This window comes from Mycolicibacterium sp. XJ2546 (assembly GCF_053483195.1).
The window spans coordinates 252,693-278,530 of the sequence record NZ_JBEFRW010000003.1 but is presented as its reverse complement, the minus strand read 5'-3'; the positions used below and the strand labels follow the sequence as shown (position 1 = coordinate 278,530).

Sequence of the window (25,838 nt, the reverse complement as noted above, 5' to 3'; positions counted from 1 at the left end):
TTAGCGCGTGATTTGTAAAGGTGTCGAGGTGTTGAGCCCGCTGGCAAACGGGTTCTGCTTCGGCGAAGGCCCGCGCTGGTTCGAAGGGCTGCTGTGGTTTTCCGACATGCTCGGCGAGGCCGTGCACACGGTGACCCTGCAGGGCGCGATGACCACGTTGACGTTACCCGGTCACGCCCCCTCGGGTTTGGGCTTCTGCCCCGACGGTTCGCTGCTGATCGTCTCGACCCAGAAGCGCGCGGTGCTGCGCTACGACGGCGACACCGTGACGACCGTCGCCGACCTGTCTGCGACCGCACCCGCGGACCTCGGCGACATGGTCATCGATGACGTCGGCCGCGCCTACGTCGGATCACAGGCCTTCGAAGGCGGCGTGATCATGCGGATCGACCCCGACGGCACCCCGACCGTCGTCGCCGAGGACCTCGCCTTCCCCAACGGGATGGTGCTGACACCGGACCGGGCCACGCTGATCGTCGCGGAGTCCGTCGGGCGACGGTTGACGGCGTTCACCGTCGCACCGGACGGGTCGTTGACCGACCGACGGATATTCGCCGACGGACTCGACGGCCCACCCGACGGGATCTGCCTCGACGCCGACGGCGGGGTCTGGGCGGCGATGACCCTGGCGCACCAATTTGAGCGGATCACCGAGGGCGGCAACGTCACCGACCGCATTGACATCGGCGACCGGGCCGCGATCGCCTGCATGCTCGGCGGCCCGCAGCGGCGCACCCTGTTCCTGCTGTCGGCCGCCGACGCCTATCCGAAGCGGTTGGCCGGCACCAAGAATTCCCGCGTCGACACGACGACCGTCGAAATCCCCGGAGCCGGCCTGCCATGAGCGAAGCTTGCGAGCGAATCATCAACACGGAATGCGGCGTCCGAGCCGGCGAGGCCGCCGCATGAGCGACGCGTACTACGAACTGATCGACAGCACCGATCCACTCGGCGAGCGGTTCGCCGCAACCGATCTGGTGCGCAGCACCTGGTCGGCGAGCATCCAGCACGGCGCCCCCGTATCCGCCTTGCTGGTGCGGGCTTTGGAGCGTTGTGAGGCGCGGCCGGACACGCGGCTGAGCCGGGTGATGGTCGATCTGCTCGGCGGTGTTCCCGCCGAAGGCGATCTGTGGGTGCGGTCGCGAATCGAGCGCGCTGGCAGGCAGATCGAGTTGGTGAGTGCCGAGATGCTCGCATGCGGCCCGCACGGTGAGCCGCGCCCGGTCGCCAAGGCCAGCGGATGGCGGCTGAAGACCATCGACACGGCAACCCTGCGGCAGGCGTCGGCGCCGCCGCTGCGCCCGGTCAGCGAGGCACGCAGCCGCGATATGAAAAAAGACTGGGACCGCAACTACGTGCACAGCCTGGACTGGCGGTGGCTGACGAAGCCGCTCAGCGAGGAACCCGGCGAATCCTGGATCAAACCGGAGGTCGATCTGGTCAATGGCGAGTCCATGACACAGCTCGAGCGGTTGTTCGCCGTCGCCGACGACGCCAACGGCATCGGCACCAAACTCGACCCCACCAAGTGGACGTTCATGAACACCGACCTCGTCGTCCACATCCACCGAGTCCCCGACGGCGAGTGGATCGGCATCCGCGCCGACACCAATTACGGGCCCGACGGCATCGGCACGACGATCGGCTCGCTGTTCGACGAAACCGGCGCGGTCGCAGGCATTCAGCAGTCGGTGCTGGTACGGCCGATGCCCGGTCGCTAGCCCACGCACTCGCCGGTGGGCACGGGCGCCGAACCGTTCGCACTGACCGCCATGCCGAAGAGCTGTTTTGCGGTGAGCACGAAGCTGGAGTCGGGATCCTCGACGGCCGCGCCGAACGCGACGCCGAGGATGCGGCTGTCCAGATCGATGAGCGGGCCGCCGGATCCGCCTTGGCGCACCCCGCCGCGCACGATGTACACCTCGCGGTGCACGGTTTTGGTGCGGTAGATGTCGGGCCCGCTGAGCTCGATGACGTCGCGGATGCGCGCCGGGGTGGCGACGAACGGGCCGCCGCCCGGGTAGCCCAGGATCAACGCGTCCGTGCCGGACGGGGCCACCTCCTCGGCGAAGGCCAGCGGCGGCGCCTGCAACCCGGGCACGTCGAGGATGGCGATATCGGCGTCGGGGTCGTAGAACACGACCGTGGCCGGATAGTCCCCGCCGTCGACGGACACGGTGATGTCGGTGGCGCCTGCGACGCCGTGGGCGCTGGACATCACCCGGTTCGGCGCGAAGACCACACCGCTGCCGTCCAGGATCTTCTGGCAGGACGGCGCCATGCTGTGGATCTTGGCGACGCTGCGCTGCGCCTCGGCGACCACCGGGCTGTTCGCCAACGCCGCATCCGGTGGCTCCACCTTGGCCACCGTCGCCGTCTCGGCCGGTGGCAGCGTGACCTCAGCTGCCGGCCAAGGGCCCGAGCACCCGGCCACTACGGCCAACAAGAAGGCCCCGGTCAAGACGCCGGCGACCACCGCCACCGCCCGTCGAATCGGTCTCATTGAGAAAACGATAGATGTAAGCCGCGGTCCGCTATTCGGCGGTTCAGCCGATCAGGCGCAGCGCCGCCGCCGGGCACTGCGTGACGGCCCGCTGCATCCGCTCCCGGTCGGATCCGGGCCGTTGGTTGCCGTGGATCTCCACGACGCCATCGTCGCTCACCTCGAACACGTCTTCGGCGACCGCTTCGCAGATGCCGTGTCCGGTGCACTTGTCGAGGTCCACTTCGACGCGCATCAGCTCTCCTAGCGAAGGTGCGCCGGTAGCCGTTTGATCCCGTGCACGAAGTTGCTGAGCAGCAGATCCGGTTCGCCGAACTCGATCCTCGTGAGCCGGGTCAGCAACTCGCGGAACAGGTTTCGCAGCTCCGTCTTGGCCAGCTGGTTTCCGAGACAGAAGTGCGGCCCGCCACCGCCGAAGCCCAGGTGCGGGTTCGGTGAGCGTTGCAGGTTGAACGTGTGCGGGTCGTCGAAGACGGTCTCGTCGCGGTTGGCCGAACAGTAGAACAGCCCCAGCTTCTCCCCGGCGCTGATCTGCTGGCCGGCCAGCTCGGTGTCCTCGGTGGCAAACCGGGCGAACTGCAGCACCGGGGTGGACCACCGCACGAATTCCTCGATCGCCCAGGTGATTCGCCCGTCGAAGTCCTCCATCAGCCAGTCCCGCTGCGCCGGATGGTTCACCAGCGCCAGCATCGCGTGGGACGTCGTCTGTTTGGTGGTGTCGTTGCCCGCCGAGGCGAGCAGCAGCAGAAACGCGCCGACTTCCGCATCGGTGAGCCGGTGTCCGTCGACCTCCGCCTCGACCATGCTGGTCATCAGGTCATCGCCGGGGTGTTTGCGCCGGAACTTGGCGAGCTCGATACCGGTATTGACCAACAACATCATCTCGCTCATGGTGTTTTCGGCCCGCTCTTCGAGCGAGCTGTACTCGTCGTCGCTCATCGAGAACAGCTTCTCGGCGGCCTTGGCGACCGCTTCACGTTCCGACGGTGCCACGCCGAGCATTTCGGAAATGGTGAGCATCGGAAGCCGGGCCGAGCACGCCGTCACGAAGTCGACGTCACCCGCGCCGACCAGGTCGTCGACAACGCTGACCGCGTTCTTGTGGATCTGGTCTTCGATTTGGCGCACGTTGCGCGGGGTGAACGCCGCGCTGACCAACCTGCGGTACACGGTGTGCTGCGGCGGATCCATCCCGAGAAAAAACGTGGCGATCTTCTGCACCTCGGCGGGCATCGGATCCAGCGCGACGCCCTGCGCCGACGTGAACAGTTCGGGGTGCTGGCTGACGTAGACGATGTCGGCGCGGCGCGTCACCGCCCAGAAGCCCGACTCGACCATATCGAACAGCGACGGCAGCGGCTCATGCCAGCTGAGCCCTTCTCCGGCGCGCAATTTCGCGAAGGTCTGGTCTCGAACGCCGAAGGGTTGGCTCCAGAACTTGCGCGTCGAGACGTCGTGCGGGCTGTACTTTCGAAACTGCGGGCTGGTGACAGTCACCGGCTCAGCGTGACACTTGAGCAAATTTTTGTAAAGCTATAACGATGCCGAACCTTTGGCCCGAACCCGATATTCCTACCCGGGAACGGCTGCTGGCCGCCACCGCCGAGGTGCTCGGTCGTCACGGCATGACGAAACTATCCCTGTCGGAGGTCGCGCAGGAGGCGGGCGTGTCGCGGCCCACGCTGTACCGATGGTTTCCCTCCAAACGGGACTTGCTCGACGCCTTCGTGGTGTGGGAGCGCCAGCTCTACGAACGCGCGGTGACCGAGGCGACGTCCGGTTTACCGCCGGGTGAGCGACTCGACGCCGCGCTGCGGGTGATCGTGGAACTGCAGCAGTCCTATCCCGGGCTGCGGATGGTCGACATCGAACCGGAACGGGTCATCAAGCGGTTGTCGCGGGTGATACCGCTGCTGCGCCATCGGCTCGAGCGGCTGGCCACCGGGCCCGACCCCGGGCTCGCGGTGGCGACCGCCGTGCGCGTCGCGGTCTCGCACTACCTGGTCCGCAGCGACGACGACGAGGAGTTTCTCACCCAGCTGCGACACGCCGGCCGCATCAAGCATCACGCGCCCTGAGTTCGGCGAGCACCTCCTCGGTGTGCTCACCGAGGCGCGGCGCTGCCGAGCGCGGAGCCCACGGGGTGGCCGAAAAGTCGGCGGGCGAGGCGATCATCGGCACCGAGGCGTCGCCGTCGGGCACATCCACGATGCCGCCGGCGGCGTGGAACTGATCGTCGGCCAGCACGTCTTCGACGGAGTTGATCGGCGCCCAGAACAATTCGGGTTCGGCGGCAAAGGTTTCCGACCATTCGTCGAGGGTGCGGGTCGCGAAGATCTCGTCGAGTTCGGCGATGAGCTCGACTGCGTGCACCGCGCGCGAGCGCGCCGTCTCGTAGCGCGGATCGGTCAACCACTCGGGCCGTCCGACCGCCCGGCACAACGGCGGCCAGTGCCGATTCGCCTCCAGTCCGACGATCCAGAACCGGCGCCCGTCGCCGGCGGTGTAGTTGTTCATACAGGGGTTGGCCATCGTCTCGCGTTGCCCGATCGCGATGGTGTGGCCGGTCAGCAGGAACGTGTTGAGGTCGAAGCTGACGGTGTAGGCGCCCTGCCGGTACAGCGAGGTGCTCACCAGTTGGCCTTGGCCGGTGCGGGTGCGTGCCACCAGCGCCGCGCACAACGCGGCGGCCAGCGTCATCCCCGCCGCGTGATCGCCCATGCCGCCGCGCTGAAACGGCGGCGTCTGGCCGGGTCGGGTCAACAGATGTGCCAGCCCGGCCCTGGCCCAGAACGCGGCGACGTCGTATGCCGCCCGGTCGCCGTCGGGCCCGCTCTCGCCGTAACCGGTGATCAGCCCGTACACCAGCGCGGGGTTGCCCGCCGCCACCGTCGCGAAGTCCAGCCCCATCCGCCGCAGCGCGCCTGGGCGCACGTTGGTGAGGAAAACGTCTGCGCCAGAAAGTAATTCGAGTGCGCTGACGCGCCCCGATTCAGTGGTCAGGTCGAGCACGACGCTACGCTTGCCGCGGTTGTCCATCTCGAACGTGGGGCTGACGCCGTCCTCGATGCCCAGCATCCGCCCGAACGTGCGCGCCGGATCGCCGGTCGGCGGTTCGATCTTGACGACGTCGGCGCCCCAGTCGGCGAGGATGCCGCCCGCCGCGGGGCCGGCCACCCAGACCCCGAGTTCGACGACCCGGATGCCCTCCAATGGTCCGGCCATGCGCATCCTTCCGAAGTAATTTACAAACCTTGCGCAATTTGTAAGCTGGCGTGGTGAATCGGGTTGCGCCGGTAGTGGGCTTGGCGTCGCATCTGGGGCGCGGTGTACAACGTATCGCCACCGACGCCGTCGTCGGCCGGTTCCGCTCGGTTCCGCGCGCGATCGACGATCTCGACGCCGCGACGCTGACCCGGATCATGGGTCGCACCGTCACCTCGGTGTCGGTGCTCGGCGGCGACGCTGGAACGTCGTCGCGCGCGCGCCTCGCGCTGACCGGTGCGGAAATCCCGGCCTCGGTCTTCGTCAAGATGTCCGCCGAACCGGCCGCGACCCGGCTGATGGGCGAGCTGGGCCGGCTCGCCGAGACCGAAACCCGTTTCTACCGTGAGCTTTCCGCCCGGCTGACCGGCGTGCCCCGCTCCTACGGATCGGCATTCGACCCGCTGACCGGGCGCTATGTGCTGGTGCTGGAGGACCTGCCGGGCGACGAATGCCGGTTCCCCGACACGTTGCATCCCCTGCACCGCGATCAGGCCGCGCTGATCGTCGAACTGCTGGCGCGCCTGCACGCCACGTTTTGGGAGCGGGTTCCGTCGTGGACGTACACCGCGTCAGCTGACAGCGCCGCGCTGCTCACCGGTGCCCTGCTGAAGACGTCGGCGCGGCGCATCGCCGAACGCACCGACATTCCCGTGGAGCGCGGCCGGTTCATCGACGACAACTACCGTGCGGTCGCCCGGCTGATCGACCGACCGCCGCACACCGTCATGCACGGCGACGCCCACCCCGGCAACCTCTACTTCCGCAACGGCCAGGCCGGGCTACTGGACTGGCAGGCTGTCCGGCGTGGGCACCCCGGACGCGAACTCGCCTACACCCTGGTCACGAGCATGACACCGACCGACCGCCGCGCCCACCAGCGCGACCTGCTCCACGTGTACCGCAAGGAGCTGGCCGCGCACGGCGGCCCGCACCTCGATTACGACGACCTGTGGGTCCGCTACCGCCAAGGCGCGCTGTACGCCTACGTCGCGGCGTTGATCACCGCGGGACTGGGCGGTATGCAGGCCGAAGACATCGCCGTGGAGGGGTTACGCCGCGCGGTGGCCGCGCTCGACGATCTGGACACGGTCGCTCAACTGACAAGTTCACTGTGACAAAAGGCCTACGATCGACGGAACCCAGACGATTGAGAGACTTCTCCGTGAACGATTCTCCATCCGCTGCCGCCGGCGTTGTCGAAGACACGTCGACTCGAAACCGGATCCTGGTCGCCACCGCTGAGGTGCTCGCCCGAAGTGGCCAAACCAAGCTGAGCCTCTCGGAGGTCGCGCTGCAGGCCGGCGTGTCGCGGCCGACGCTTTACCGATGGTTTTCCTCCAAGTCCGAGCTGCTCGACGCGTTCGGCGCCTACGAGAGCGAGGTGTTCGACAACGGTGTCAGCGCGGCGACCGCCGGCCTGCGGGGCACCGAGAAACTCGACGCCGCGCTGCGGTTCATCGTCGATTACCAGCACTCCTACTCGGGGGTGCGGATGGTCGACATCGAACCCGAGGTGGTCATCCCGCAACTGACCGACGTCATCCCGGTGATGCGGGCACGGCTGGAGCGGCTGATGAGCGGTTCGAACCGAGCGATCAAGGCGGCCACTGTCATTCGGGTCGCCATCTCGCACTTCATCGTGCGCAGCGACGATGACGACCAGTTCCTCGCCCAACTTCGCCACGCCGCCGGCATCAAGCCACAGAACTGACTTCGGCTCCGCCGACAGACCGGTTGTTCGGCTCCGCCGAAGTGGTGACAGTTGCGGGAAAAAATGTAAAGTTGCCCGCATGACCGAGGTGCAGACTGAGACCGGCGTGCTGGCCGGCGAAGAGCGGATGTTGATCGACGGTGAGCTGCAGTTCACCAGTAGCGGGGCGATGTTCGATGTCATCCATCCGGCCAGCGAGGAGGTGGCCGGTCAAGCCGCCGACGGCACGGTGGCCGATATGGAACGCGCGGTCGGTGCTGCGCGGCGGGCCTTCGATGAAGGCACCTGGTCGCGCGATCTGGATTTCCGCTATCACTGCCTGACCCAGTTGCATGCCGCGTTGGACCAGGACAAGGAACGGCTGCGGCGCATCCTGATCACCGAGGTGGGTTGTCCCGTCACGGTGTCGGGCAGCCAGATCGAAAGCCCGATCGAGGAAGTCAAGCACTGGGCCGAGCACGGCAAGGCCTTCGAGTACCTGGTCGACACCGGCGTGCATCCCACCCAGCTGGGGCCCGCGCGGCGCAAGATCCACTACGAGCCGGTGGGTGTGGTCGGCGCGATCACCCCGTGGAACGTGCCGTTCTACCTCAACATCGCCGAGACCATCCCGGCGTTGATGGCCGGCAACACCGTGGTGCTCAAGCCCGCCCAGCTGACCCCGTGGTCGGGCAGCGAACTGGGCCGCATCATCGCCGAGGAGACCGACATACCCGCCGGGGTGTTCAATGTCGTGGTCTCCAATGCCAACGAGGTGGGCGCGGCGCTGTCGGCTGATCCGCGGGTGGACATGATCACCTTCACCGGTTCGACCGCGACCGGCCGCGCGATTCTGGCGGCGGGCGCCTCGACGGTGAAGAAGGCGCTGCTGGAGCTGGGTGGTAAATCGGCGCACATTGTGCTCGACGACGCCGACTTCAACTCGGCGCTGTCGATGGCGGCGATGATGGCGTGTGTGATGTCCGGGCAGAGTTGCATTCTGCCCAGCCGGATCCTGTTGCCGCGCAGTCGATATGATGAGGGCATCGAGATCCTCAAGACGATGATGGAGGGCTTCCCGGTCGGGGACCCGTGGACGCCGGGCAACATGCAGGGCCCGCAGATCAGCGAAACCCAGCGCCAAAAGGTGCTGGGCCTGATCAAGTCGGGTGTGGACTCCGGGGCGCGGCTGGTCACCGGCGGCGGTATCCCGGAGAACCTGCCGACGGGCTACTACACGCAGGCCACGCTGCTGGCCGACGTCGACCCTGATTCGCAGGTGGCCCAGGAGGAGATCTTCGGCCCGGTGCTGACCGTGACGCCGTATGACACCGACGATGAGGCCGTCGCGATCGCCAACAACACGATCTACGGGTTGTCCGGTGAGGTCTCCGGCGGCGATGTGGACCGGGCGTTCGAGGTGGCGTGCCGGATGCGGACGGGCAACGTGACGATCAACGGCAAGAGCCACTTCGGCATCACCAGCCCGTTCGGCGGCACGAAGCAGAGCGGTCTGGGCTACCGCAACGGCGAGGAAGGCTATAACGAGTACTTGGAAGCCAAGACAATCGGCATGCCAGACACGGCGGTGCCGTGAATCAGGCCGGAGTGGGTGACGGCGCCGCGATCGCCCAACTGCTGTACAAGTACGCCCGCGCCGTCGACACCAAGGACTGGGAGCTGTACCGGTCGCTGTTCACCGACGACGCCCACATCGACTACTCGTCGGCGGGCGCGGTGGTCGGCACCCGCGACCAGGTCGTCGACTGGTTCGCGGCCAATTTCGGGGTGCTGCCGTGGAGCATGCACTACATCACCAACATCGAAAGCGATATCGACGGCGACACCGCGACAGTGCGGGCGATGTTCTACAACCCCATGCAACTACCCGGTATGGACCAGATGAGCAGCTGCGGCGGCTACTACCACCATGAACTCGTCCGCACGCCGGATGGGTGGCGCAGCCGACACCTGCGCGAGGAGAACGTCTGGTTCGTCAACGGCCCGGGCGGATAACACCGCGAGACGTACGTTAGCGAGCGAAAGTTCGAGTACCGACCACGCTAACGTACATCTCGCGGAAAGAAAGTCAGCTCTGCGCCGCCAATTGTCCGCACGCGGCGGCGATTTCGCGCCCGCGGGTGTCCCGCACCGTGCACGACACACCCCGCTCGCGCACGCGCCGCACGAACTCCCGCTCGACGGGCTTGGGGCTGGCGTCCCATTCGCTGCCCGGCGTCGGGTTCAGCGGAATGACGTTCACATGCACCAGCGGCCCGAGCGCAGCATGCAGCCGCTTACCCAAAAGATCGGCGCGCCACGGCTGGTCGTTGACATCGCGGATCAGCGCGTACTCGATCGACACCCGACGACCCGTCACATCGGCGTAATACCGTGCCGCATCAAGTGCTTCGGACACCTTCCAGCGGTTGTTCACCGGCACCAGCGTGTCGCGCAACTCGTCGTCGGGGGCGTGCAACGACAGCGCCAGCGTCACGTTGAGCCGTTCATCGGCGAGCTTGCGGATCGCCGGTGCCAACCCGACCGTGGACACGGTGACCGACCGCGCCGAGATGCCGAACCCGTTGGGAGCCGGTGCGATGATCCGCCGCACCGCGGACAGCACCCGGTTGTAGTTGGCCAGCGGCTCCCCCATGCCCATGAACACGATGTTGGATAACCGGCCGCCACCGCGGGCGGAGCCCGCAATCGGACCACCGCGGGCGGAGCCCGCAATCGGACTACCGCGGTCCCGCAACTCGGCCGCCGCGGCGCGGACCTGCTCGAGGATCTCGGCCGTCGACAGGTTGCGCTTCAACCCGCCCTGGCCCGTCGCGCAGAACGGGCACGCCATACCGCAGCCCGCCTGCGACGAGATGCACACGGTGTTGCGGTCGGGATAGCGCATCAGCACCGACTCGAACGTGGTGCCGTCACCCCCGCGCCACAGCATCTTGCGCGTCTCCCCCGCGTCGGTCTCGATCTCGCGTACCGCGGTCAACAGCGTCGGAAACAGCGCATCGGCGACCTGCTCACGCATCGCGGCGGGCAGATCGGTCATCTGGCGGGGGTCGGCGATCAGCCTGCCGTAGTACTGGTTGGCCACCTGTTTGGCCCGAAACGCGGGCAATCCGAGTTCACCGACGGCCGCCGCACGACCCGCCTCGTCGAGGTCGGCGAAATGCCGCGGCGGCATGGCGCGGCGCGGCGGATCGAAGACCAACGGCAACGGAGTAGACATGGGCTCTGCCCAGTATTCCACCTCCGTGCGCCGGACTTCCTGCGCCGACCGCCGCGGTGGTCGCGGACAAACCGCACCTGTTTGCCATCGGCGCGCAGCGGCAAGCCTGGCCCCTATGCAGGCATTGACCGTGCGGCCCGGCAAGACCGACACCCTCGCCGTCGAGGAGGTCGACGACCCGAGCCCCGGCCCGGGCGAACTCCTCGTCGACGGCCTGGCCATGGGGGTGTGCGGCACCGACAACGAGATCGTCGACGCGCAGCACGGCTCGGCGCCACCCGGACGCGATTCACTGGTGCTCGGACACGAGTCTCTCGGCCGGGTGGCCGCCGCACCGCCGGGCACCCCTTTCGCTCCCGGCGACCTCGTGGTCGGCGTGGTGCGCAGGCCCGACCCGGTGCCATGCCCGGCCTGCGCCCGCGGCGAGTTCGACATGTGCCGCAACGGCCGCTACACCGAGCGCGGCATCAAGGGGCTCGACGGCTATGGCAGCCAAAGATGGTGTGTCGAAGCCGATTACGCGGTGGCCATCGATAAGAGCCTTCGTGATGTCGGGGTGCTCATGGAACCGACCACCGTGGTGGCCAAGGCGTGGGAACAGGTATGGCGCGTGGGTCAACGGGCATACTTCGAACCCGAGCGGGTGCTGGTCACCGGCGCCGGACCGATCGGGCTACTGGCCGCGCTGCTCTCGGTGCAGCAGGGCCTCGACACCCACATCCTCGACCGCGTCACCGAGGGGCCCAAGCCGGGGATCGCCGCGGCACTGGGCGCCACCTACCACCACGACGACATCGACGACGTCGCCACCAAACTGCAGCCGGACGTGGTGATCGAGGCGACCGGAGCCGGATCGGTGATCTTCGGGGCCATCGCGAACACATCGGCTTACGGCGTCGTCTGCCTGACGGGAGTCTCCCCTGCCGGGCGACGGCTGAAGATCGACGCCGGCGCCGTCAACCGCGAGTTGGTGCTGGAGAACGACGCGGTGGTCGGGTCGGTCAACGCCAACCTGCGCCACTACCGCCAGGCCGCCGCAGCGTTGGCCAAAGCCGACGAGGACTGGTTGGCCAGCCTGATCACCCGGCGGGTCCCGCTGCGCCGGGCCGTCGACGCGTTCACCGCCCAACCGGATGACGTGAAGGTGGTCATCACCCTCGACTGATAGGGCCTATGCCAGCAGCGTCAAGACGATCCAGCCCGCCACGGCCGACGGCAGCATCGCGTCGATGCGGTCCATGATGCCGCCGTGGCCCGGCAGCAGCGCGCCCATGTCCTTGATGCCGAGATCGCGTTTGACCTGCGACTCCACCAGGTCGCCGAGCACACCGGTGATGACGAGCATCAGCCCCAGCGGCACCCCGACCCATGCGGGCTTGTCCATCAGGAACGTCACCGAAACCACGGCGGCCGCGACTCCGAACAGCAGCGACCCGCCCAGCCCCTCCCAGGACTTCTTCGGGCTGATCGCCGGAGCCATCAGGTGCTTGCCGAACAACACCCCGGCCGCGTATCCGCCGATGTCGGCGAACACCACCGTCGCGATCACGGTGAACACTCGGCCCCCGCCGTGGTCCTGGAAGATCAGCAGCGCGCTGAAGCTGGCGAACAACGGCACCCACGTCGTCAACAGCACCGCGGCCGCGATATCGCGCAGGTAGTTGACCGGCTGCCGTCGCAGCCCGTGCCCGACGAGCCGCCACACCATGCAGGCGACGATCGTCCCACCGTAGGCGCCCAGTACCCCTGCCGTGCCGAACGGCCAGCTCAGCCAGATCATTGCCTGGCCGCCGAGCAGCAGCGGAACAGCCGGAATGTCGTAGCCGCCCTCCCGGAGCCGGCTTATCACCTCGTAGGAGGCGATCGGGATGAAGATTGCCAGGATCGGCAGCCACCCGATTGGCCAGAACAGCAGCGTGCCGATCGCCATGGCGCCGAGCAGCACGCCGACCCCGATTGCCGCGGGCAGGTTGCGACCCGCCCGTGACTTCTTCGCGGGGGGTTCGGTGGGGCCGGCGTCGGTGTCTGCCACGGGACTTGCTTGCTTTCGGGCCACTAGACCTCCAGCAATTCGCCCTCTTTGTGCTTGACCAGTTCGTCGACCTGGGCCGTGTACTGGTGGGTGGTCTTGTCGAGGTCCTTTTCGGCGCGCGAGACCTCGTCCTCGCCGGCCTCGCCGTCCTTTTTGATGCGGTGCAGTTCCTCCATCGCCTTACGACGGATGTTGCGCACCGCCACCCGCGCTTCCTCACCCTTGGCCTTGGCCTGTTTGACCAGGTCGCGGCGGCGTTCCTCGGTGAGCTGCGGGATGGCGACGCGGATGATGTTGCCATCGTTGGTGGGGTTGACGCCGAGGTCGGAGTTGCGGATCGCATCCTCGATATTGCGCAGCTGGTTCATCTCGTACGGCTTGATCACCACCATCCGTGCCTCGGGCACGTTGATGCTCGACAGCTGCGTGATGGGCGTGGGCGCACCGTAGTAGTCGACGTTGACGCGCGCGAACATGCCGGGGTTGGCCCGGCCGGTGCGGATCGACGCCAAGTCATCGCGCGCCACCGCCACCGCCTTTTCCATCTTCTCTTCGGCGTCGAAGAGCGTTTCGTCGATCACGGTGCTTCTCCTGTTCCTGCTTCTTGAGGTGCACAGCCGACCGTCAGGTAGTGACCAGTGTTCCGATCTTCTCACCTGCGACGGCCCGGGCGATATTGCCGTCTTCGAGAAGGTTGAACACCAGGATCGGCATGCCGTTGTCCATACAGAGGCTGAACGCGGTGGCGTCGGCGACCTTGAGGCCGCGGTCGATGACCTCGCGGTGGGTAATCGCGGTGAGCAGTTCGGCCTCGGGGTGCAGTCGCGGGTCGGCGGTGAAGACCCCGTCGACCGCCTTGGCCATCAGCACCACCTCGGCGCCGATCTCCAGGGCCCGCTGCGCCGCGGTGGTGTCGGTGGAGAAGTACGGCAGCCCCATGCCGGCGCCGAAAATCACCACGCGGCCCTTTTCCAGGTGACGCACCGCCCGTAACGGGATGTAGGGCTCGGCGACCTGCCCCATGGTGATCGCGGTCTGCACCCGGGTCGCGATGCCTTCCTTCTCCAGAAAGTCTTGCAGGGCAAGGCTGTTCATCACGGTGCCGAGCATCCCCATGTAATCGCTGCGGGTACGCTCCATACCGCGCTGCTGCAGTTGTGCGCCTCGGAAGAAATTGCCTCCGCCGATGACGACGGCCACCTGCACGCCGCTGCGGACCACCTCGGCGATCTGTCGGGCCACCAGGTGCACGACGTCGGGGTCCAGACCCACTTCCCCGCCGCCGAACATCTCGCCACCGAGCTTGAGCAGCACCCGCGTGTACTTCGGCCGGATGAGGGGGCCGGCCCCGTTGGGGCCCGTGAGCTCCGATGCCGCCTCACCGGCGGCACTGTCGACGGGGTCCGCCATCCGACTCCTTCGAGGTCCTCGCTGGGTTTCCCTCATCCTGCCTCATGACGGCCGCCCCGGCGCTGCGGGGTCGTTGGGGGCTAGCCCAGGTGAGCCGAGAGTAACCAGGCCGGCACGGATCTGCGGCCTTTCGGTTCCTCGCGGAGGTCGAGGGCCGGGAAGAACTCCTCGGAGCCCTCCGGGAAGACGCCGTGGATGCGCGCCGGCCGGATCTCGTCGATCGTCCAGTATTTGGCGACGACGGCACGCAACTCGTCCTCGGTGACGGGGTTGGCTGGACCGTCGGGCATCCCCGCCCGGTCGAACACCAACACGAAGTAGGAGGCGCCGGGGGCGGCGGCCCGCACGATCGAACGCTGGTAGCCCTCGCGCAACTCGACGGGCATCGAGTGAAACAGCGTCGAGTCGACGATCGTCCCGAACCGGCCGTCGTATCCCGTGAAGTCGGTGATGTCAGCGACCTCGAACGTGGCGTTGGTCAGGCCGCGCTCGGCTGCCCCCGCCCTGGCCCGTTCGATCGCGGTGGTGGACTGGTCCAGCCCGACGGTGGTGAACCGTGCCCGTCGGTCCCGTCATGCACTTCGGCATATCAACCACATTGATATGTGTCAATATGCTTGATATGACGTCGCTCGGCGATGCCGGCTCGGCCGGCGAGATGCTCGAAGACCAGCCGTTGGGCTATCTGCTGTCTCGGGTGGCCAACGCGTTGCGCGCGGAGGTGACGACGACCGTCCTCGACCCGCTCGGCCTGGCCTTTCCGCAGTACATCTGCATGCGGATGCTGTCGAAGTACCCGGGCCGGTCCAACGCCGAGCTCGCCCGACTCATGAATGTGTCCCCGCAGGCGATGAACATGGTGCTGCGGGCGTTGGAGGATCGCGGGCTGGTGACCCGGCCGGCCAGTGTCCCGTCGGGCCGATCGCTGCCGGCCGAGCTCACCGCCGACGGCCGCGACGTGCTGACCCGCACCGATCCCGGCGTGCGCGAGGCGGAGAAACGGCTGATGGTCAACCTGACCGCCACCCAACGTCGCGAGTTCAAGCGCATCCTGGTGGCGCTGGGCACCGACTAGGCCTGCGAACCGGCGCGGCGGCGGGTGAGAATGGCTGCGATGAAGATCGTTTTGGCCCCTGACTCGTTCAAGGAGTCGATGTCGGCGTCGCAGGCGGTGGCCGCGATGCGCGCCGGCGTGCACGCGGTGTTCCCCGATGCCGAGTGCCTCGGGGTGCCCATGGCCGACGGAGGCGAAGGCACCGTAGATGCCGTCATCGACGCGCTGCACGGCCAACGCGTCGAGGCGACGGTCGCCGACGCGCTGGGCCGCCCCGTCACCGCCGGCTACGGGTACGTGCCGCTGCGGCAGCTGGCGGTGATCGAGATCGCCGCCGCTGCGGGTTTGGAGCTGATTCCGCCCGATCAGCGAGATATTCTGCGCGCCAGCACCTTCGGCGTCGGTGAGCTTATCCGGTCCGCGCTCGACCGCGGCGCCGAGGACATCCTCATCGGGCTGGGCGGGTCGGCCACCAACGACGGCGGTGCAGGCATGCTCGTCGCGCTAGGCGCGGTGCTGACCGACGCGGACGGCAGCCCGCTCGAGCCGGGCGGCGCTGCGCTGGAACGGCTGGAGCGCATCGATGTCTCCGGTCTGGATCAGCGGTTGCGCGACGCGCGGATCCGCGTGGCCTCCGATGTCACCGCTCCCCTGCTGGGGCCGACGGGCGCCAGCGCGGTGTTCGGACCCCAAAAGGGCGCGGGCCCAGCCGATGTCGCACGGCTGGGTACGGCGCTGTCGCGGCTCGCCGCCGTCACGGCGACGACGCTGGGTCACGTGCAGCCACAACGAGCGGGTGCGGGCGCCGCGGGTGGTCTGGGGTTCGCCCTCGCCGAATACCTCGGCGCCGAAATCTACCCCGGCGCCGAGGAGGTCGCGCGTACCGTCGGCCTCGAGCAGGCGCTGCGCGACGCCGACTGGGTGTTCACCGGTGAAGGCAGCGTCGACGCCCAAACCGTTATGGGCAAAACGCCTTTCGGAGTTGCGCAGCTGGCGGTGAAGGCCGGCGCCCGGGTGGTGATCTTCGCGGGCCGCGTCGCTCCGGACGCCGCGGTGTTATTGGACTACGGCGTCGACCGGCTGGTGGCGATCACCGCCGAGGGCACGCCGTTGCAGCAAGCGCTGCGCGACGGGCACGCAGCGCTGATCCGCGCGACCGAGCAGTTCTGCCGCGAACTCGCCGGCTGACATCCCCGTCTTTCCCGCCGAGCGCCTTTCCCGCCGAGCAGACGTGAAATCGCACTACCGCGGCCTGTCTCGTGCGACTTTGCGTCTGCTGCTCGTGGTGGAGTCAGTCCTGTATGCGCCGCCAGGGCCGGGCCTCTTCGAGTTCGTAGGCCAGCCGCAGCAGCCGCGCCTCCTGCCCCAACGGGGCGCTGAACATCATGCCGACCGGCAGCCCGGATGCCGATTCGGCCAGCGGCAGCGAGATGGCCGGCTCGCCGGTGGCGTTCTGCAACGGAGTGAAGGCCACCCACTCGACCAGCCGGTCGATGATCTGCCGGTACTCAGCGGTCGGATCGAGATGGCCCAGCCGCGGCGTCACATCGGCCAGCGTCGGCGTCAACACCACGTCGTAGGTGCTGGTCAGCCGCGCGGTGATCCGCCGCACCCGCGAGAGCCGGGCAATCGCCAGTGGCAACCGGTGCAGGTTGCGCGCGGCGTGCCGGTCCAGGCCCAGGGTCAGGTTGTCCAACCGGTTGCGGTCGAAGCTCGGGCCGAACGCGTGCCGACCACTGCGCACCAGCGCAAACGACAGAAATGACCAGTACAGCAGGAAGTCGTCCATGAACTGCGCCGGCACCGGGTTGTTGATCGTCGTGACCTTGTGCCCCAACTCCTCGAGCAGTGCCGCGGTCTTGAGGGTGAGTTCGCGAATTTCGGGGCTGGCGTCGCGCGAGATCGACTGCGTGCACACCGCGACCCGCAGCCGCTGTTTGCCGGGGTCGGTGACGTCGCCGATAGGCGGCAGTTTCGGGTTGGCGTAGACGCGTTCCATCTCCCGGTAGAACGCGGCGGTGTCGCGGACCGAGCGGGTGACCACTCCGTTGGCCACGATGCGCAACGGCATCCGCCGCACGTCCGCGTCCAGCGGCAGCCGTCCGCGCGACGGCTTGAGGCCGACCAAACCGTTGCAGGCGGCCGGAATTCGGATGGAACCGCCACCGTCGTTGGCGTGTCCGATCGGCATCACGCCCGCGGCGACGAACGCACCCGAGCCCGACGACGACGCACCGGAGGTGTGTTCGGGGTTCCACGGGTTGCGCACCGGTCCGATCCGCGGATGCTCGGCCGATGCGCTGAACCCGAACTCCGACAGCTGTGTCTTGCCAAGCGGCACAAGCCCTGTCGCCAGATACGCCTTCGCGAAATCGCCGTCGGCAGGTTCGGGCCGCGGATCCCACGCGTCGGTGCCGCTCATCGTCGGCATGCCTGTCACGGCGACGTTGTCCTTGAGGTAGGACGGCACGCCGTCGAAGTAGCCGCCGTAGGGGTGCGGCGCGTTCGCGCGGTCGCGGGCACGGTCAAACGCCTCGTAGGCCAACCCGTTCAACGTCGGGTTGACTTTCTCCGTGCGGGCGATGGCGGCCTCGACGAGTTCGGCCGCCGACACCGTGCCCGCCTGCAGTGCCTCGACGAGGGCAACGGCGTCGAGCTCACCGAGGGCGTCGTCACCGAAGGCGTGAATACGTTCCATGCAGTGACGGTACCAACTCGTACCGCCGCGTGAAGCGGACTATCGCCGCACGCTTCCTCTCGTCGAGATTGCACCCAGGGTCGTGGACTTCGGTCACAGCCCTAGCCGCAATCTCGCCACTAGCACGCAGAACGGGATATGAAACGCAAAAGGCCCGCAGCTTCTGCGGGCCTTTGTGCGCATCCGTCTGTCAGGACTGGCCGACCTCGAAGCGCGCGAACCGGGTAATGGTCACGCCCGCCTCGTCGAGCAGCGCCTTGACGGTCTTCTTGTTGTCGGACACCGACGGCTGATCGAGCAGCACGACGTCCTTGTAGAAGCCGGTCACGCGGCCCTCGACGATCTTGGGCAGGGCCTGCTCGGGCTTGCCCTCGTTTCGGGCGGTCTCCTCGGCGATGCGGCGCTCGTTGGCCACCACGTCCTCGGGCACATAGTCGCGCGTCAGGTACTTGGCCTTCAGCGCGGCGATCTGCAGCGCGACCGCGTGGGCGGCGCTCGTGTCGGAGCCGGTGTATTCCACCAGCACTCCGACCGCCGGCGGCAGGTCGGCGGCGCGCTTGTGCAGGTAGGTCTCGACGGTGCCGTCGAAGTAGACGACCCGACGCAGTTCGAGCTTCTCGCCGATCTTGGCCGACAGGTCGGCGATGACCTGCTCCACCGACGTGTCACCGATTTTGGCTGCCTTGAGCGCGTCGACGTCATCGGCCTTGGCCGCCGCGGCCGCCGCGACGATCTGCTCGGCGACGGACTGGAACTCGGCGTTCTTCGCGACAAAGTCGGTCTCGCAGTTCAGCTCGATCAGCGCGCCGTCCTTGGCGGCCACCAGACCCTCGGCCGTCGCGCGCTCGGCGCGCTTGCCGACGTCCTTGGCGCCCTTGATGCGCAGCAGCTCGACGGCCTTGTCGAAATCGCCGTCGGCCTCGACCAGCGCGTTCTTGCTGTCGAGCATGCCGGCGCCGGTCACCTCCCGCAGTCGCTTGACGTCGGCAGCGGTGTAGTTAGCCATCTCAGCTCTCCGTAGGTTTTGGTTCGGTCTGTACGTTCGCCTCCGGCGTGCCGGGCTCGGCGCCGGCGGCCGTCGGGGACGCGGTCGCTGGCGCCGTGGCCGGTGCCGTCGCGCTCGCCAGCAGTTCCTGCTCCCACTCGGCGAGCGGCTCGGCACCGGCAGCGTCCGGCTTGTCGCCGTCACGGCCGACCCCGGCGCGGGCCTGCAGCCCCTCGGCGACCGCAGCGGCGATGACCCTGGTCAGCAGCGCGGCCGAGCGGATCGCGTCGTCGTTGCCCGGGATCGGGTAGTCGACGAGGTCGGGATCGCAGTTGGTGTCGAGGATCGCGATGATCGGGATGTTGAGCTTGCGGGCCTCGGCGACGGCGAGGTGCTCCTTGTTGGTGTCGACGATCCAGACCGCCGAAGGCACCTTCTGCATGTCCCGGATACCGCCGAGGCTGCGCTCGAGCTTGTTCTTCTCGCGGGTCAGCATCAGGATTTCCTTCTTGGTGCGACCCTCGAAGCCACCGGTCTGCTCCATCGCCTCGAGTTCCTTGAGGCGCTGCAGCCGCTTGTGCACGGTCTGAAAGTTCGTGAGCATGCCGCCCAGCCAGCGCTGGTTCACGTACGGCATGCCGACGCGGGTGGCTTCTTCAGCGATCGACTCCTGCGCCTGCTTCTTGGTGCCGACGAACATGATCGTTCCGCCGTGGGCGACGGTCTCCTTGACGAACTCGTACGCCTTGTCGATGTAGGTCAGCGTCTGCTGCAGGTCGATGATGTAGATGCCGTTGCGGTCGGTGAAGATGAACCGCTTCATCTTGGGATTCCAGCGACGGGTCTGGTGCCCGAAGTGGGTGCCGCTGTCAAGCAGCTGCTTCATGGTTACAACAGCCATGTCGGCTATTCCTTTTTCGTCGGTTGTCGCCCGACGTCGGGTGACGCCGAGCCCTGGTGACTGCTCGAATGCCAGACCCGTGGGGACGGGACCGACGGCATCCGGGGTACGACCTTGAAGAACGGGTCGTGGCGCAGACACGCGAAGTCAGCCCGCTCGTGCGAGCTGCGGTTAGCAGTTTACACCGTGCGAAGGGGTGCTTTTTCCACAGCGACCTGCCGATCCACAGATCGCCGCCGGGGCCTGGCGCCGTTGGCCCAGTGCCTGCTGAGCTGGGCGTATGCGATGGATCGCGCTGGCGGTGGCCACGCTGGTGTGGGCGGCGCCGGCAGGAGCGCAGGGCCAACGGTTGGGGTGGCCGCTGCAGCCGCGCCCCGCGGTGGTGCGGATGTTCGACGCCCCGTCGCCGAACTGGCAGCGCGGCCATCGCGGTGTCGACCTTGCCGGGTCGAGGAGTCAGACCGTATACGCCGGCGCCGCGGGCACCGTGGTGTTCGCCGGTGAGCTGGCCGGTCGGCCGCTGGTGTCGATCGCGCATCCCGGCGGGCTGCGGACCAGCTACGAACCGGTCGATCCGGTGGTGCGCGCCGGGCAGCGTGTCGACGCCGGCGCCGCGATCGGTGTGCTGCAGGCGGGCCATCCCGGCTGCCCCGCGTCGGCGTGCCTGCACTGGGGCGCGATGTGGGGGCCGGCATCGCGCGCGGACTACGTCGACCCCCTGGGCCTGGTCGCCACCACCCCGATCCGCCTCAAACCGGTGTTGGGCTAGCTCCCCACCTCCTCACCTCCTCATTTCCGTGAGCCTCATTTCCGTGAGCGTGCGCGTCTGATGGCGACACGCCGTGGATTAGCCGGAGTTCGCGCACATTCGCGCCGGGGCCGGCGTCGGCCTAGCGTCGGGACCATGACCGTCGCCTCCGACGCGCACCGCAACCGCCCGCTTCGCTTCGGTCTGCACACCGCACTGCCGCGCGGTGCGGACCTCACCGAGTTCGCCGTCTCCGTCGAAGACGCCGGCTTCGATGTGCTGACGATCCCCGACCATCTCGTCGCGTCGCTGTCGCCGTTCGCCGGGGCGGCCGCGGCCGCGGTTGCCACCACCCGTCTGCACACCGGCACGCTGGTGCTCAACAACGACCTTCGTCACCCCGTCGATGTCGCGCGGGAAACCGCCACCGTCGCCGCGGTTTCGGACGGCCGGTTCGAGCTCGGGCTGGGCGCCGGACACATGAAATCCGAGTACGACGCCGCAGGCATTCCGTTCGATGGGGGACGCACCCGCGTCGAGCGGCTCGTCGAATCGGTGGCGGTGATCCGGCCGCTGCTCGCCGGCGCCGCCGTCGATGTCGACGGCGCCCATTACCGGGTGCACGCGGAGCCCGGTTCGCTGGTCGCACCGCCCTGTGTGGACGTGCCGATACTGGTAGGCGGCAACGGAACTCGGGTGCTGCAGTTGGCCGGCCGCGTGGCCGACATCGTCGGGCTGGCCGGGTTTCGCCACAACCGAGACGCCACCGAAGTGGAGTTGACGCACTTCGACGACGCGGGCCTGCAGAACCGGATCGCCGTGGTGCGCGAGGCCGCCGGCGACCGGTTCGACGCCGTCGAACTCAACGCGCTCATCCAATTCGTGGGCGTCACCGACGACCGCGAGGCGTCGGCGGCCGAGTTGGCGAGAGCCTTCGGCGGGGTTTCGCCGCAACTGCTGCTGGACTCCCCGTTCGTATTGTTCGGCACGCATGACCAGATGGCCGAGGCGCTCGTCGAACGTCAACATAGGTTCGGGGTGAGCTACTGGACGGTGTTCGACGAGTTCGCGGGCCGGCCGTCGGCGATGCCGGATATCGCCGAGGTGATCAAACAGCTACGCTGACAAGCGATTTCGGCGCGCTAACGGCCGCTGAGGGAGCGTAAGCGCGCCGAAATCGCAATTATGCGCGGGGGTGGGCCTGGTCGTGCACGGCGCGCAGCCGCGCGACGGTGACATGGGTGTAGAGCTGCGTGGTCGCCAGCGTCGAATGGCCGAGCAGTTCCTGCACGACCCGCAGATCGGCGCCGCCTTCGAGCAGATGGGTGGCGGCGCTGTGCCGTAGGCCGTGCGGACCGATGTCGGGGGCGCCGTCGACGGCCGCGACGGTCTGGTGCACGACGGTGCGTGCCTGCCGCGGGTCTAGCCGCCGCCCCCGCGCACCCAGCAGCAGCGCTGGACCGGATTGGGCGGTGGCCAGTGCGGGGCGCCCGTCGGCCAGCCACGCCGCGAGCGCCGTCTGCGCGGGCTGACCGAACGGCACGGTGCGCTGTTTGTTGCCCTTGCCCAGCACGCGCAGCAGCCGCCGCGACGTGTCGACGTCATCGAGGTCCAGCCCGCACAGCTCGCTAACCCGAATACCGGTGGCGTACAACAACTCCACGATCAACCGGTCCCGCAGCGCGAGCGGATCACCTTGCTGCGCACCCGACTTCGCAGCGTCCATCGCGTCGAGCGCCTGGTCCTGACGCAGCACCGAGGGCAGGGTGCGACGGGCTTTGGGCGCCTGCAGCCGGGCCGCCGGATCGGCGGCGATCAGCCCACGGCGCAGCGCCCACGCGGTGAACGTCTTGACCGATGAGGTGCGCCGCGCCAGCGTCGTACGGGCCGAACCGGCGGCGGCTTGTTCGGCCAGCCAGGAACGCAACAGCGGCAGCGTCAGCGCCTCGACTCCAGCGTCGGATGTCTGGTGGGCGACGAATGCGAACAACGACCGTAGATCGCCCAGGTAAGCGCGCCGGGTGTGCTCCGAGCGCCCGCATTGCAGCGCAAGGTACTCGTCGAACTCCTCGAGCATCGCCTCCACGTCCCTACCGTCGCAGACGGGAGGTCACGTGTCAGGTGACGCGCCGCATCGCCTCGAGGGTCAGTTCTTTGAGCGAACGGTAGCCGTCGACGGCCATCGTCACATCAGCCTCGGCCAACAGCGACCGCAGGACGTGCACGATCCCGGCCACACCGCCGAGCGCGAGCCCGTAGACGTAGGGCCTGCCGATCGCGACGGCGTCAGCACCCAACGCCAGCGCCTTGACGATGTCGGTGCCGCTACGGATTCCGGAGTCGAAGATCACCGGCAGGCCATCGGAGGCGTCGACCACCGCGGGCAGACAGTCGATGGCGGGAATCCCACCGTTGGCCTGCCGACCGCCGTGGTTGGAGCAGTAGATGGCGTCCACCCCGCCGTCCTTGGCGCGCCGCGCGTCGTCGGGATGGCAGATGCCCTTGACGAGAAGCGGCAGATCGGTCAGCGACCGCAGCCACGGCAGGTCCTCCCACGTCAGCGGATTGCCGAAGATCTGCGCCCAGCGCAGCACGGCGCCCTGCGGGTCCTCCTCGGGCGGGTGCGCCAGGCTCGCCCGGAACACCGGATCTGAGGTGTAGTTGGCCAGACACAGCCCGCGCAGGAACGGGAAGTTCGACGTGGTCAGATCTCGGGGTCGCCAGCCGGGGATCCAGGTGTCCAGCGTGACGACGATGCCCTTGAACCCCGCTGCTTCGGCGCGGTGCACGAAGCTGGCGGCCAGCTCCCGGTCGGTGGGCGTGTAGAGCTGGAAAAAACCTGGGGTGTCGCCCAATTCGGCAGCCACCTGTTCCATCGGGTCCGCCGACATCGTCGACGCGATCATCGGCACGCCGGTGCGTGCGGCGGCCCGGGCGGTGGCCAGGTCACCGTGTCCGTCTTGGGCACAGAGCCCGATGACGCCGACCGGCGCCAACAGCGCCGGCGACGCCAGCGTCAGGCCGAACAACTCCATCGACAGGTCGCGGTCGTTGGCGCCCACGAACATCCGCGGCATCAATCCCCACTGGTCGAACGCCGTGACGTTGACGCGCTGGGTGCGTTCGTCGCCCGCGCCGCCGGCGACATAGGACCATATCCCCGGCGACATCGCGGCCTGGGCCTTGGCTTCCAGCTCCGCGAACGCCATCGGCAGCGTCGGCAGCACACCGGACAGGCCCTGGAAGTAGATCTCGAGTTGGTAGTCGCTGAACGCCATGGGGCTAGGGTGCCAGGCCTATGGTCACGCGTTGGCCTGTTCCTCTTCCTTGGCCAGTTCGGCCTTCCACTGGCGAAACGTCTCCTCGGTGCGGCCACGGCGCCAGTAGCCGGAGATCGACGACGCCCACTTGGCTTCGACACCGCGCTCCTTGCGGATGTAGGGCCGCAGGTTATGCATCACCGCCTGCGCCTCTCCGTGGATGAAGACCTGTACCTGCCCGGACAGCCACGGCGTCGCCTTGACCGACGCGATGAGCGGCGCGTTGTCGCCGGCCATGTCTTCGGGCACCAGGTCAGCGCGGCCGCCGCGATAGATCCAGGTCAGATCGACCCCGTCGGGCTTCTTCAACGGAAGCTCGTCCTCAGGGCCGGCCACCTCGATGAACGCTTTGCCAATCGCGTTGTCGGGCAACGCTTCTAGCGCAGCGCTGATCGCGGGGATGGCGGCTTCGTCGCCGGCGAACAGGTACCAGTCCGCCGCCGGGTCGGGTGCGTAGGCGCCGCTGGGTCCCATCAGGTAGACGGGTTGGCCCGGCTGGGCGGCGACCGCCCACGGCCCGGCCACACCGTGCTCGCCGTGCACGACGAAGTCGATCCAGATCTCCTGACGCTCGGCGTCGACATGTCGCACGGTGTAGGTGCGCACCGTCGGCTGCCGTTCGGGCGGCAAGGTCCGGAAACTGTCCATGGTCAGCGGCTGCGGCAACGCAGCGACGTCTTCCGCACTGGGGTCATCGGCGAAGAACGCGATCTTGACGTAGGCGTCGGTGAAGCCGTTGGGCGTGAAGGTGTCGAAGCCGGTGCCCGGGCCTGAACCGCCGAGCACCACACGGATCAGGTGCGGTGTCAACTCCTCGGTACGCACCACCTGGAAGGTGTGTATCGGACGCCCTGCCACGTAAACCTCCAAATCCACGGCCGCAGCCGATCCTCAGCCGACGCGGCCGACTATACGAGCGCGGTGCAACCGGCGGCGTTCTACCTTGTCAGCACCTCGGCCGCTGCCTTGGGTTGCCAGTCCGATGTGAGCAGAGCCCCGAAGTTGTCCTGGTCGTCTGCGACGTCGGCGGTGTCGATGTCGCGGATCGAGTAGATGAACACCGGGCCGCTGTAGTCGGTACGTGCTGCCTTGGCCAACACGTCGGTGATCTGCTGGGCCTGCTCCTGCTGGCTGACACCACCGGCGGTGGCCGCGGCGGTTGGCGCACCGATCTCGGTCATCCAGATCTTCTTCCGGCCGTCGCCGTTGTCGATCATGAGTTGGCGTACCCGTTCGACGTCGGACCAACCGTTGTGGTCGTCGACGGCCAACCCGGCGGGATAGACGTAGGGATGCATGGCCATCGCGTCGAAAAAGTCTTTGGCGCCCAACTCGTACATGGCCTCGACGAACGTCGGCGGCGCATCCGGAGCGTACGCGCGGCTCATTCCGGCCGCCAGCACGGTGCTGTGCGGCTGCGCCGCCTTGATCGCGGGATAGGCCGCCTTCAACAACTCGGTGTAGCGCGCCGCGCGGTCGTCGAGGTGGCCGAAGAAGATCGGCACGTTCGGTTCGTTCCACACCTCCCAACTGCTGACCCGGTCGCCGTAGCGCTTCACCAGCGTGCTCAGGAAGCTGGCGAACACGGCCGGCTCGACGGGCGGGGCGCTGAAATAGGAGCCCGGCGTTCTGGCCCAGTCCGGGGTGTAGGCGACCATCGCCAGCACCTTCAATCCGCGCGAGACCGCGCCGTTGACCCAGTGATCCAGATAGCCCCAGTCGTAGGCGCCCGGCATCGGCTCGATGCGGTTCCAGTCGACGAACACCCGCAACCATTCCGCGCCGGTTCGGGCGACGGCGTCGAGTTCGCGGTCAGCGTCCATATCGCTCATCCACGTCATCGGCGCACCCACCGCGAAGCCGTACCCGTCACGCGGCGCAACGACCGCCTCCGCCTGCGCGATTCGCGAGTCGGTGACCGAAACCGCCACCAGCATCAGCACGGCCGCCGCGATCCGGCCGACATGCCTGCTCACCCGCCAACGCATT

Annotated in this window: 27 protein-coding genes and 1 pseudogene; 12 read left to right on the top strand and 16 right to left on the bottom strand. The window is 67.9% G+C overall.

What is annotated here, in order from left to right:
- The first annotated feature begins 7 nt into the window (after positions 1-7).
- Together ABQE44_RS07720 and ABQE44_RS07715 are read left to right on the top strand one after the other, a co-directional pair.
- Positions 8-844, top strand: coding sequence for an SMP-30/gluconolactonase/LRE family protein (locus ABQE44_RS07720; protein ID WP_448390883.1), 837 nt, complete (start codon positions 8-10; stop codon positions 842-844).
- 61 nt (positions 845-905) lie between these two features.
- Complete coding sequence (locus tag ABQE44_RS07715; RefSeq protein ID WP_448390881.1) at positions 906-1,721, top strand: thioesterase family protein; 816 nt, start codon at positions 906-908, stop codon at positions 1,719-1,721.
- Here ABQE44_RS07715 and ABQE44_RS07710 read toward each other — a convergent pair.
- From ABQE44_RS07710 to ABQE44_RS07700, 3 genes are read right to left on the bottom strand one after another with little or no spacing between them, the layout of a single operon-like run.
- Positions 1,718-2,503, bottom strand: a complete 786-nt coding sequence (locus tag ABQE44_RS07710) for a MarP family serine protease (RefSeq protein WP_448390880.1) — start codon at positions 2,501-2,503, stop codon at positions 1,718-1,720. The two genes, ABQE44_RS07715 and ABQE44_RS07710, sit on opposite strands and share 4 nt — an antisense overlap.
- A 43-nt stretch (positions 2,504-2,546) precedes the next feature.
- Positions 2,547-2,738: a ferredoxin gene (locus ABQE44_RS07705; RefSeq protein ID WP_448390879.1), complete on the bottom strand. Its 192-nt coding sequence runs from the start codon at positions 2,736-2,738 to the stop codon at positions 2,547-2,549.
- 8 nt (positions 2,739-2,746) lie between these two features.
- The gene (locus tag ABQE44_RS07700) at positions 2,747-4,000 is read right to left on the bottom strand and encodes a cytochrome P450 (RefSeq protein WP_448429029.1); all 1,254 of its coding nucleotides are present in this window, start codon (positions 3,998-4,000) and stop codon (positions 2,747-2,749) included.
- A gap of 44 nt (positions 4,001-4,044) precedes the next feature.
- Between ABQE44_RS07700 and ABQE44_RS07695 the strand changes: the two genes are divergently transcribed.
- Positions 4,045-4,581: a TetR/AcrR family transcriptional regulator gene (locus ABQE44_RS07695; protein ID WP_448390877.1), complete on the top strand. Its 537-nt coding sequence runs from the start codon at positions 4,045-4,047 to the stop codon at positions 4,579-4,581.
- Here the strand turns inward: ABQE44_RS07695 and ABQE44_RS07690 are convergent.
- Positions 4,562-5,728, bottom strand: a complete 1,167-nt coding sequence (locus ABQE44_RS07690) for a CaiB/BaiF CoA transferase family protein (protein ID WP_448429027.1) — start codon at positions 5,726-5,728, stop codon at positions 4,562-4,564. The genes ABQE44_RS07695 and ABQE44_RS07690 overlap by 20 nt on opposite strands.
- A gap of 53 nt (positions 5,729-5,781) precedes the next feature.
- On the opposite strand from ABQE44_RS07690, the gene ABQE44_RS07685 reads away from it, so the two are divergent.
- From ABQE44_RS07685 to ABQE44_RS07670, 4 genes are all read left to right on the top strand, one after another.
- Positions 5,782-6,885 (top strand): phosphotransferase, encoded by a 1,104-nt coding sequence (locus ABQE44_RS07685; RefSeq protein WP_448390875.1) that lies wholly within the window; start codon positions 5,782-5,784, stop codon positions 6,883-6,885.
- A 47-nt stretch (positions 6,886-6,932) separates the two neighbouring features.
- A complete protein-coding gene (locus tag ABQE44_RS07680; RefSeq protein ID WP_448390874.1) occupies positions 6,933-7,481 on the top strand; it encodes a TetR/AcrR family transcriptional regulator in 549 nt (182 codons plus the stop codon).
- Positions 7,482-7,560: 79 nt separating this feature from the next.
- Positions 7,561-9,057, top strand: coding sequence for an aldehyde dehydrogenase family protein (locus tag ABQE44_RS07675; RefSeq protein ID WP_448429025.1), 1,497 nt, complete (start codon positions 7,561-7,563; stop codon positions 9,055-9,057).
- Positions 9,054-9,476, top strand: coding sequence for a nuclear transport factor 2 family protein (locus ABQE44_RS07670; protein ID WP_448390872.1), 423 nt, complete (start codon positions 9,054-9,056; stop codon positions 9,474-9,476). Before ABQE44_RS07675 ends, ABQE44_RS07670 begins: the two co-directional genes overlap by 4 nt.
- Positions 9,477-9,549: 73 nt before the next feature.
- Here the strand turns inward: ABQE44_RS07670 and rlmN are convergent, their stop codons facing one another.
- Complete coding sequence (gene rlmN / locus ABQE44_RS07665; protein WP_448429023.1) at positions 9,550-10,701, bottom strand: dual-specificity RNA methyltransferase RlmN; 1,152 nt, start codon at positions 10,699-10,701, stop codon at positions 9,550-9,552.
- Positions 10,702-10,816: 115 nt separating this feature from the next.
- Here rlmN and ABQE44_RS07660 point away from each other — a divergent pair, with 115 nt between their 5' ends.
- Positions 10,817-11,866 (top strand): glucose 1-dehydrogenase, encoded by a 1,050-nt coding sequence (locus ABQE44_RS07660; RefSeq protein WP_448390869.1) that lies wholly within the window; start codon positions 10,817-10,819, stop codon positions 11,864-11,866.
- Between the two features lie 6 nt (positions 11,867-11,872).
- Here ABQE44_RS07660 and ABQE44_RS07655 read toward each other — a convergent pair whose 3' ends face one another.
- The 4 genes and pseudogenes from ABQE44_RS07655 to ABQE44_RS07640 all read right to left on the bottom strand — a co-directional run.
- Complete coding sequence (locus tag ABQE44_RS07655; RefSeq protein ID WP_448390868.1) at positions 11,873-12,757, bottom strand: phosphatidate cytidylyltransferase; 885 nt, start codon at positions 12,755-12,757, stop codon at positions 11,873-11,875.
- Positions 12,757-13,314 carry a ribosome recycling factor gene (frr, locus tag ABQE44_RS07650; protein ID WP_448390867.1) on the bottom strand — a complete coding sequence of 186 codons (558 nt, stop codon included), beginning with the start codon at positions 13,312-13,314 and terminating at the stop codon, positions 12,757-12,759. The genes ABQE44_RS07655 and frr overlap by 1 nt, the downstream gene beginning before the upstream one ends.
- A gap of 43 nt (positions 13,315-13,357) precedes the next feature.
- Positions 13,358-14,143: a UMP kinase gene (gene pyrH, locus ABQE44_RS07645; protein ID WP_448390866.1), complete on the bottom strand. Its 786-nt coding sequence runs from the start codon at positions 14,141-14,143 to the stop codon at positions 13,358-13,360.
- A gap of 80 nt (positions 14,144-14,223) precedes the next feature.
- Positions 14,224-14,697, bottom strand: a pseudogene (locus ABQE44_RS07640) (class I SAM-dependent methyltransferase); the annotation flags it as partial.
- A 68-nt stretch (positions 14,698-14,765) separates the two neighbouring features.
- Between ABQE44_RS07640 and ABQE44_RS07635 the strand changes: the two are divergent.
- On the top strand, positions 14,766-15,218 hold the full coding sequence (locus tag ABQE44_RS07635) for a MarR family winged helix-turn-helix transcriptional regulator (protein WP_448429021.1): 453 nt from the start codon (positions 14,766-14,768) through the stop codon (positions 15,216-15,218).
- A gap of 39 nt (positions 15,219-15,257) precedes the next feature.
- Entirely contained in the window at positions 15,258-16,385 is a 1,128-nt protein-coding gene (locus ABQE44_RS07630; RefSeq protein WP_448390863.1) for a glycerate kinase, read from the top strand.
- A 103-nt stretch (positions 16,386-16,488) separates the two neighbouring features.
- On the opposite strand, the gene ABQE44_RS07625 is transcribed toward ABQE44_RS07630, so the two are convergent.
- The 3 genes from ABQE44_RS07625 to rpsB form a co-directional block, all read right to left on the bottom strand.
- A complete protein-coding gene (locus ABQE44_RS07625; protein WP_448429019.1) occupies positions 16,489-17,895 on the bottom strand; it encodes an amidase in 1,407 nt (468 codons plus the stop codon).
- Positions 17,896-18,085: 190 nt separating this feature from the next.
- Positions 18,086-18,901: a translation elongation factor Ts gene (gene tsf / locus ABQE44_RS07620; RefSeq protein ID WP_448390860.1), complete on the bottom strand. Its 816-nt coding sequence runs from the start codon at positions 18,899-18,901 to the stop codon at positions 18,086-18,088.
- 1 nt (position 18,902) lies between these two features.
- On the bottom strand, positions 18,903-19,781 hold the full coding sequence (rpsB, locus tag ABQE44_RS07615; protein WP_448390859.1) for a 30S ribosomal protein S2: 879 nt from the start codon (positions 19,779-19,781) through the stop codon (positions 18,903-18,905).
- Between the two features lie 280 nt (positions 19,782-20,061).
- Here rpsB and ABQE44_RS07610 point away from each other — a divergent pair, with 280 nt between their 5' ends.
- Together ABQE44_RS07610 and ABQE44_RS07605 are read left to right on the top strand one after the other, a co-directional pair.
- Positions 20,062-20,550, top strand: a complete 489-nt coding sequence (locus tag ABQE44_RS07610) for a M23 family metallopeptidase (protein ID WP_448390858.1) — start codon at positions 20,062-20,064, stop codon at positions 20,548-20,550.
- 135 nt (positions 20,551-20,685) lie between these two features.
- Positions 20,686-21,654, top strand: a complete 969-nt coding sequence (locus tag ABQE44_RS07605; protein WP_448429017.1) for an LLM class F420-dependent oxidoreductase — start codon at positions 20,686-20,688, stop codon at positions 21,652-21,654.
- 58 nt (positions 21,655-21,712) lie between these two features.
- Here ABQE44_RS07605 and ABQE44_RS07600 read toward each other — a convergent pair whose 3' ends face one another.
- From ABQE44_RS07600 to ABQE44_RS07585, 4 genes are all read right to left on the bottom strand, one after another.
- Complete coding sequence (locus ABQE44_RS07600; protein WP_448391368.1) at positions 21,713-22,606, bottom strand: tyrosine recombinase XerC; 894 nt, start codon at positions 22,604-22,606, stop codon at positions 21,713-21,715.
- 40 nt (positions 22,607-22,646) lie between these two features.
- Positions 22,647-23,807 carry an alpha-hydroxy-acid oxidizing protein gene (locus tag ABQE44_RS07595; protein WP_448429015.1) on the bottom strand — a complete coding sequence of 387 codons (1,161 nt, stop codon included), beginning with the start codon at positions 23,805-23,807 and terminating at the stop codon, positions 22,647-22,649.
- Positions 23,808-23,831: 24 nt separating this feature from the next.
- Positions 23,832-24,707: a siderophore-interacting protein gene (locus tag ABQE44_RS07590; protein ID WP_448391367.1), complete on the bottom strand. Its 876-nt coding sequence runs from the start codon at positions 24,705-24,707 to the stop codon at positions 23,832-23,834.
- 80 nt (positions 24,708-24,787) lie between these two features.
- A complete protein-coding gene (locus ABQE44_RS07585; protein ID WP_448429013.1) occupies positions 24,788-25,837 on the bottom strand; it encodes a beta-galactosidase in 1,050 nt (349 codons plus the stop codon).
- Position 25,838: the final 1 nt, after the last annotated feature.

Bases quoted from the DNA above. Each gene is read 5' to 3' on its own strand.
- ABQE44_RS07630 (WP_448390863.1), top strand. From the start codon at position 15,258: ATGAAGATCGTTTTGGCCCCTGACTCGTTCAAGGAGTCGATGTCGGCG.
- ABQE44_RS07705 (WP_448390879.1), bottom strand. From the start codon at position 2,738: ATGCGCGTCGAAGTGGACCTCGACAAGTGCACCGGACACGGCATCTGC.
- ABQE44_RS07710 (WP_448390880.1), bottom strand. From the start codon at position 2,503: ATGAGACCGATTCGACGGGCGGTGGCGGTGGTCGCCGGCGTCTTGACC.
- rlmN (WP_448429023.1), bottom strand. From the start codon at position 10,701: ATGTCTACTCCGTTGCCGTTGGTCTTCGATCCGCCGCGCCGCGCCATG.
- ABQE44_RS07605 (WP_448429017.1), top strand. From the start codon at position 20,686: ATGACCGTCGCCTCCGACGCGCACCGCAACCGCCCGCTTCGCTTCGGT.
- rpsB (WP_448390859.1), bottom strand. From the start codon at position 19,781: ATGGCTGTTGTAACCATGAAGCAGCTGCTTGACAGCGGCACCCACTTC.
- ABQE44_RS07600 (WP_448391368.1), bottom strand. From the start codon at position 22,606: ATGCTCGAGGAGTTCGACGAGTACCTTGCGCTGCAATGCGGGCGCTCG.
- ABQE44_RS07625 (WP_448429019.1), bottom strand. From the start codon at position 17,895: ATGGAACGTATTCACGCCTTCGGTGACGACGCCCTCGGTGAGCTCGAC.
- ABQE44_RS07715 (WP_448390881.1), top strand. From the start codon at position 906: ATGAGCGACGCGTACTACGAACTGATCGACAGCACCGATCCACTCGGC.
- tsf (WP_448390860.1), bottom strand. From the start codon at position 18,901: ATGGCTAACTACACCGCTGCCGACGTCAAGCGACTGCGGGAGGTGACC.
- ABQE44_RS07675 (WP_448429025.1), top strand. From the start codon at position 7,561: ATGACCGAGGTGCAGACTGAGACCGGCGTGCTGGCCGGCGAAGAGCGG.
- ABQE44_RS07695 (WP_448390877.1), top strand. From the start codon at position 4,045: ATGCCGAACCTTTGGCCCGAACCCGATATTCCTACCCGGGAACGGCTG.
- ABQE44_RS07585 (WP_448429013.1), bottom strand. From the start codon at position 25,837: ATGCGTTGGCGGGTGAGCAGGCATGTCGGCCGGATCGCGGCGGCCGTG.
- ABQE44_RS07660 (WP_448390869.1), top strand. From the start codon at position 10,817: ATGCAGGCATTGACCGTGCGGCCCGGCAAGACCGACACCCTCGCCGTC.
- ABQE44_RS07635 (WP_448429021.1), top strand. From the start codon at position 14,766: ATGACGTCGCTCGGCGATGCCGGCTCGGCCGGCGAGATGCTCGAAGAC.
- ABQE44_RS07610 (WP_448390858.1), top strand. From the start codon at position 20,062: ATGCGATGGATCGCGCTGGCGGTGGCCACGCTGGTGTGGGCGGCGCCG.
- ABQE44_RS07595 (WP_448429015.1), bottom strand. From the start codon at position 23,807: ATGGCGTTCAGCGACTACCAACTCGAGATCTACTTCCAGGGCCTGTCC.
- ABQE44_RS07690 (WP_448429027.1), bottom strand. From the start codon at position 5,728: ATGGCCGGACCATTGGAGGGCATCCGGGTCGTCGAACTCGGGGTCTGG.
- pyrH (WP_448390866.1), bottom strand. From the start codon at position 14,143: ATGGCGGACCCCGTCGACAGTGCCGCCGGTGAGGCGGCATCGGAGCTC.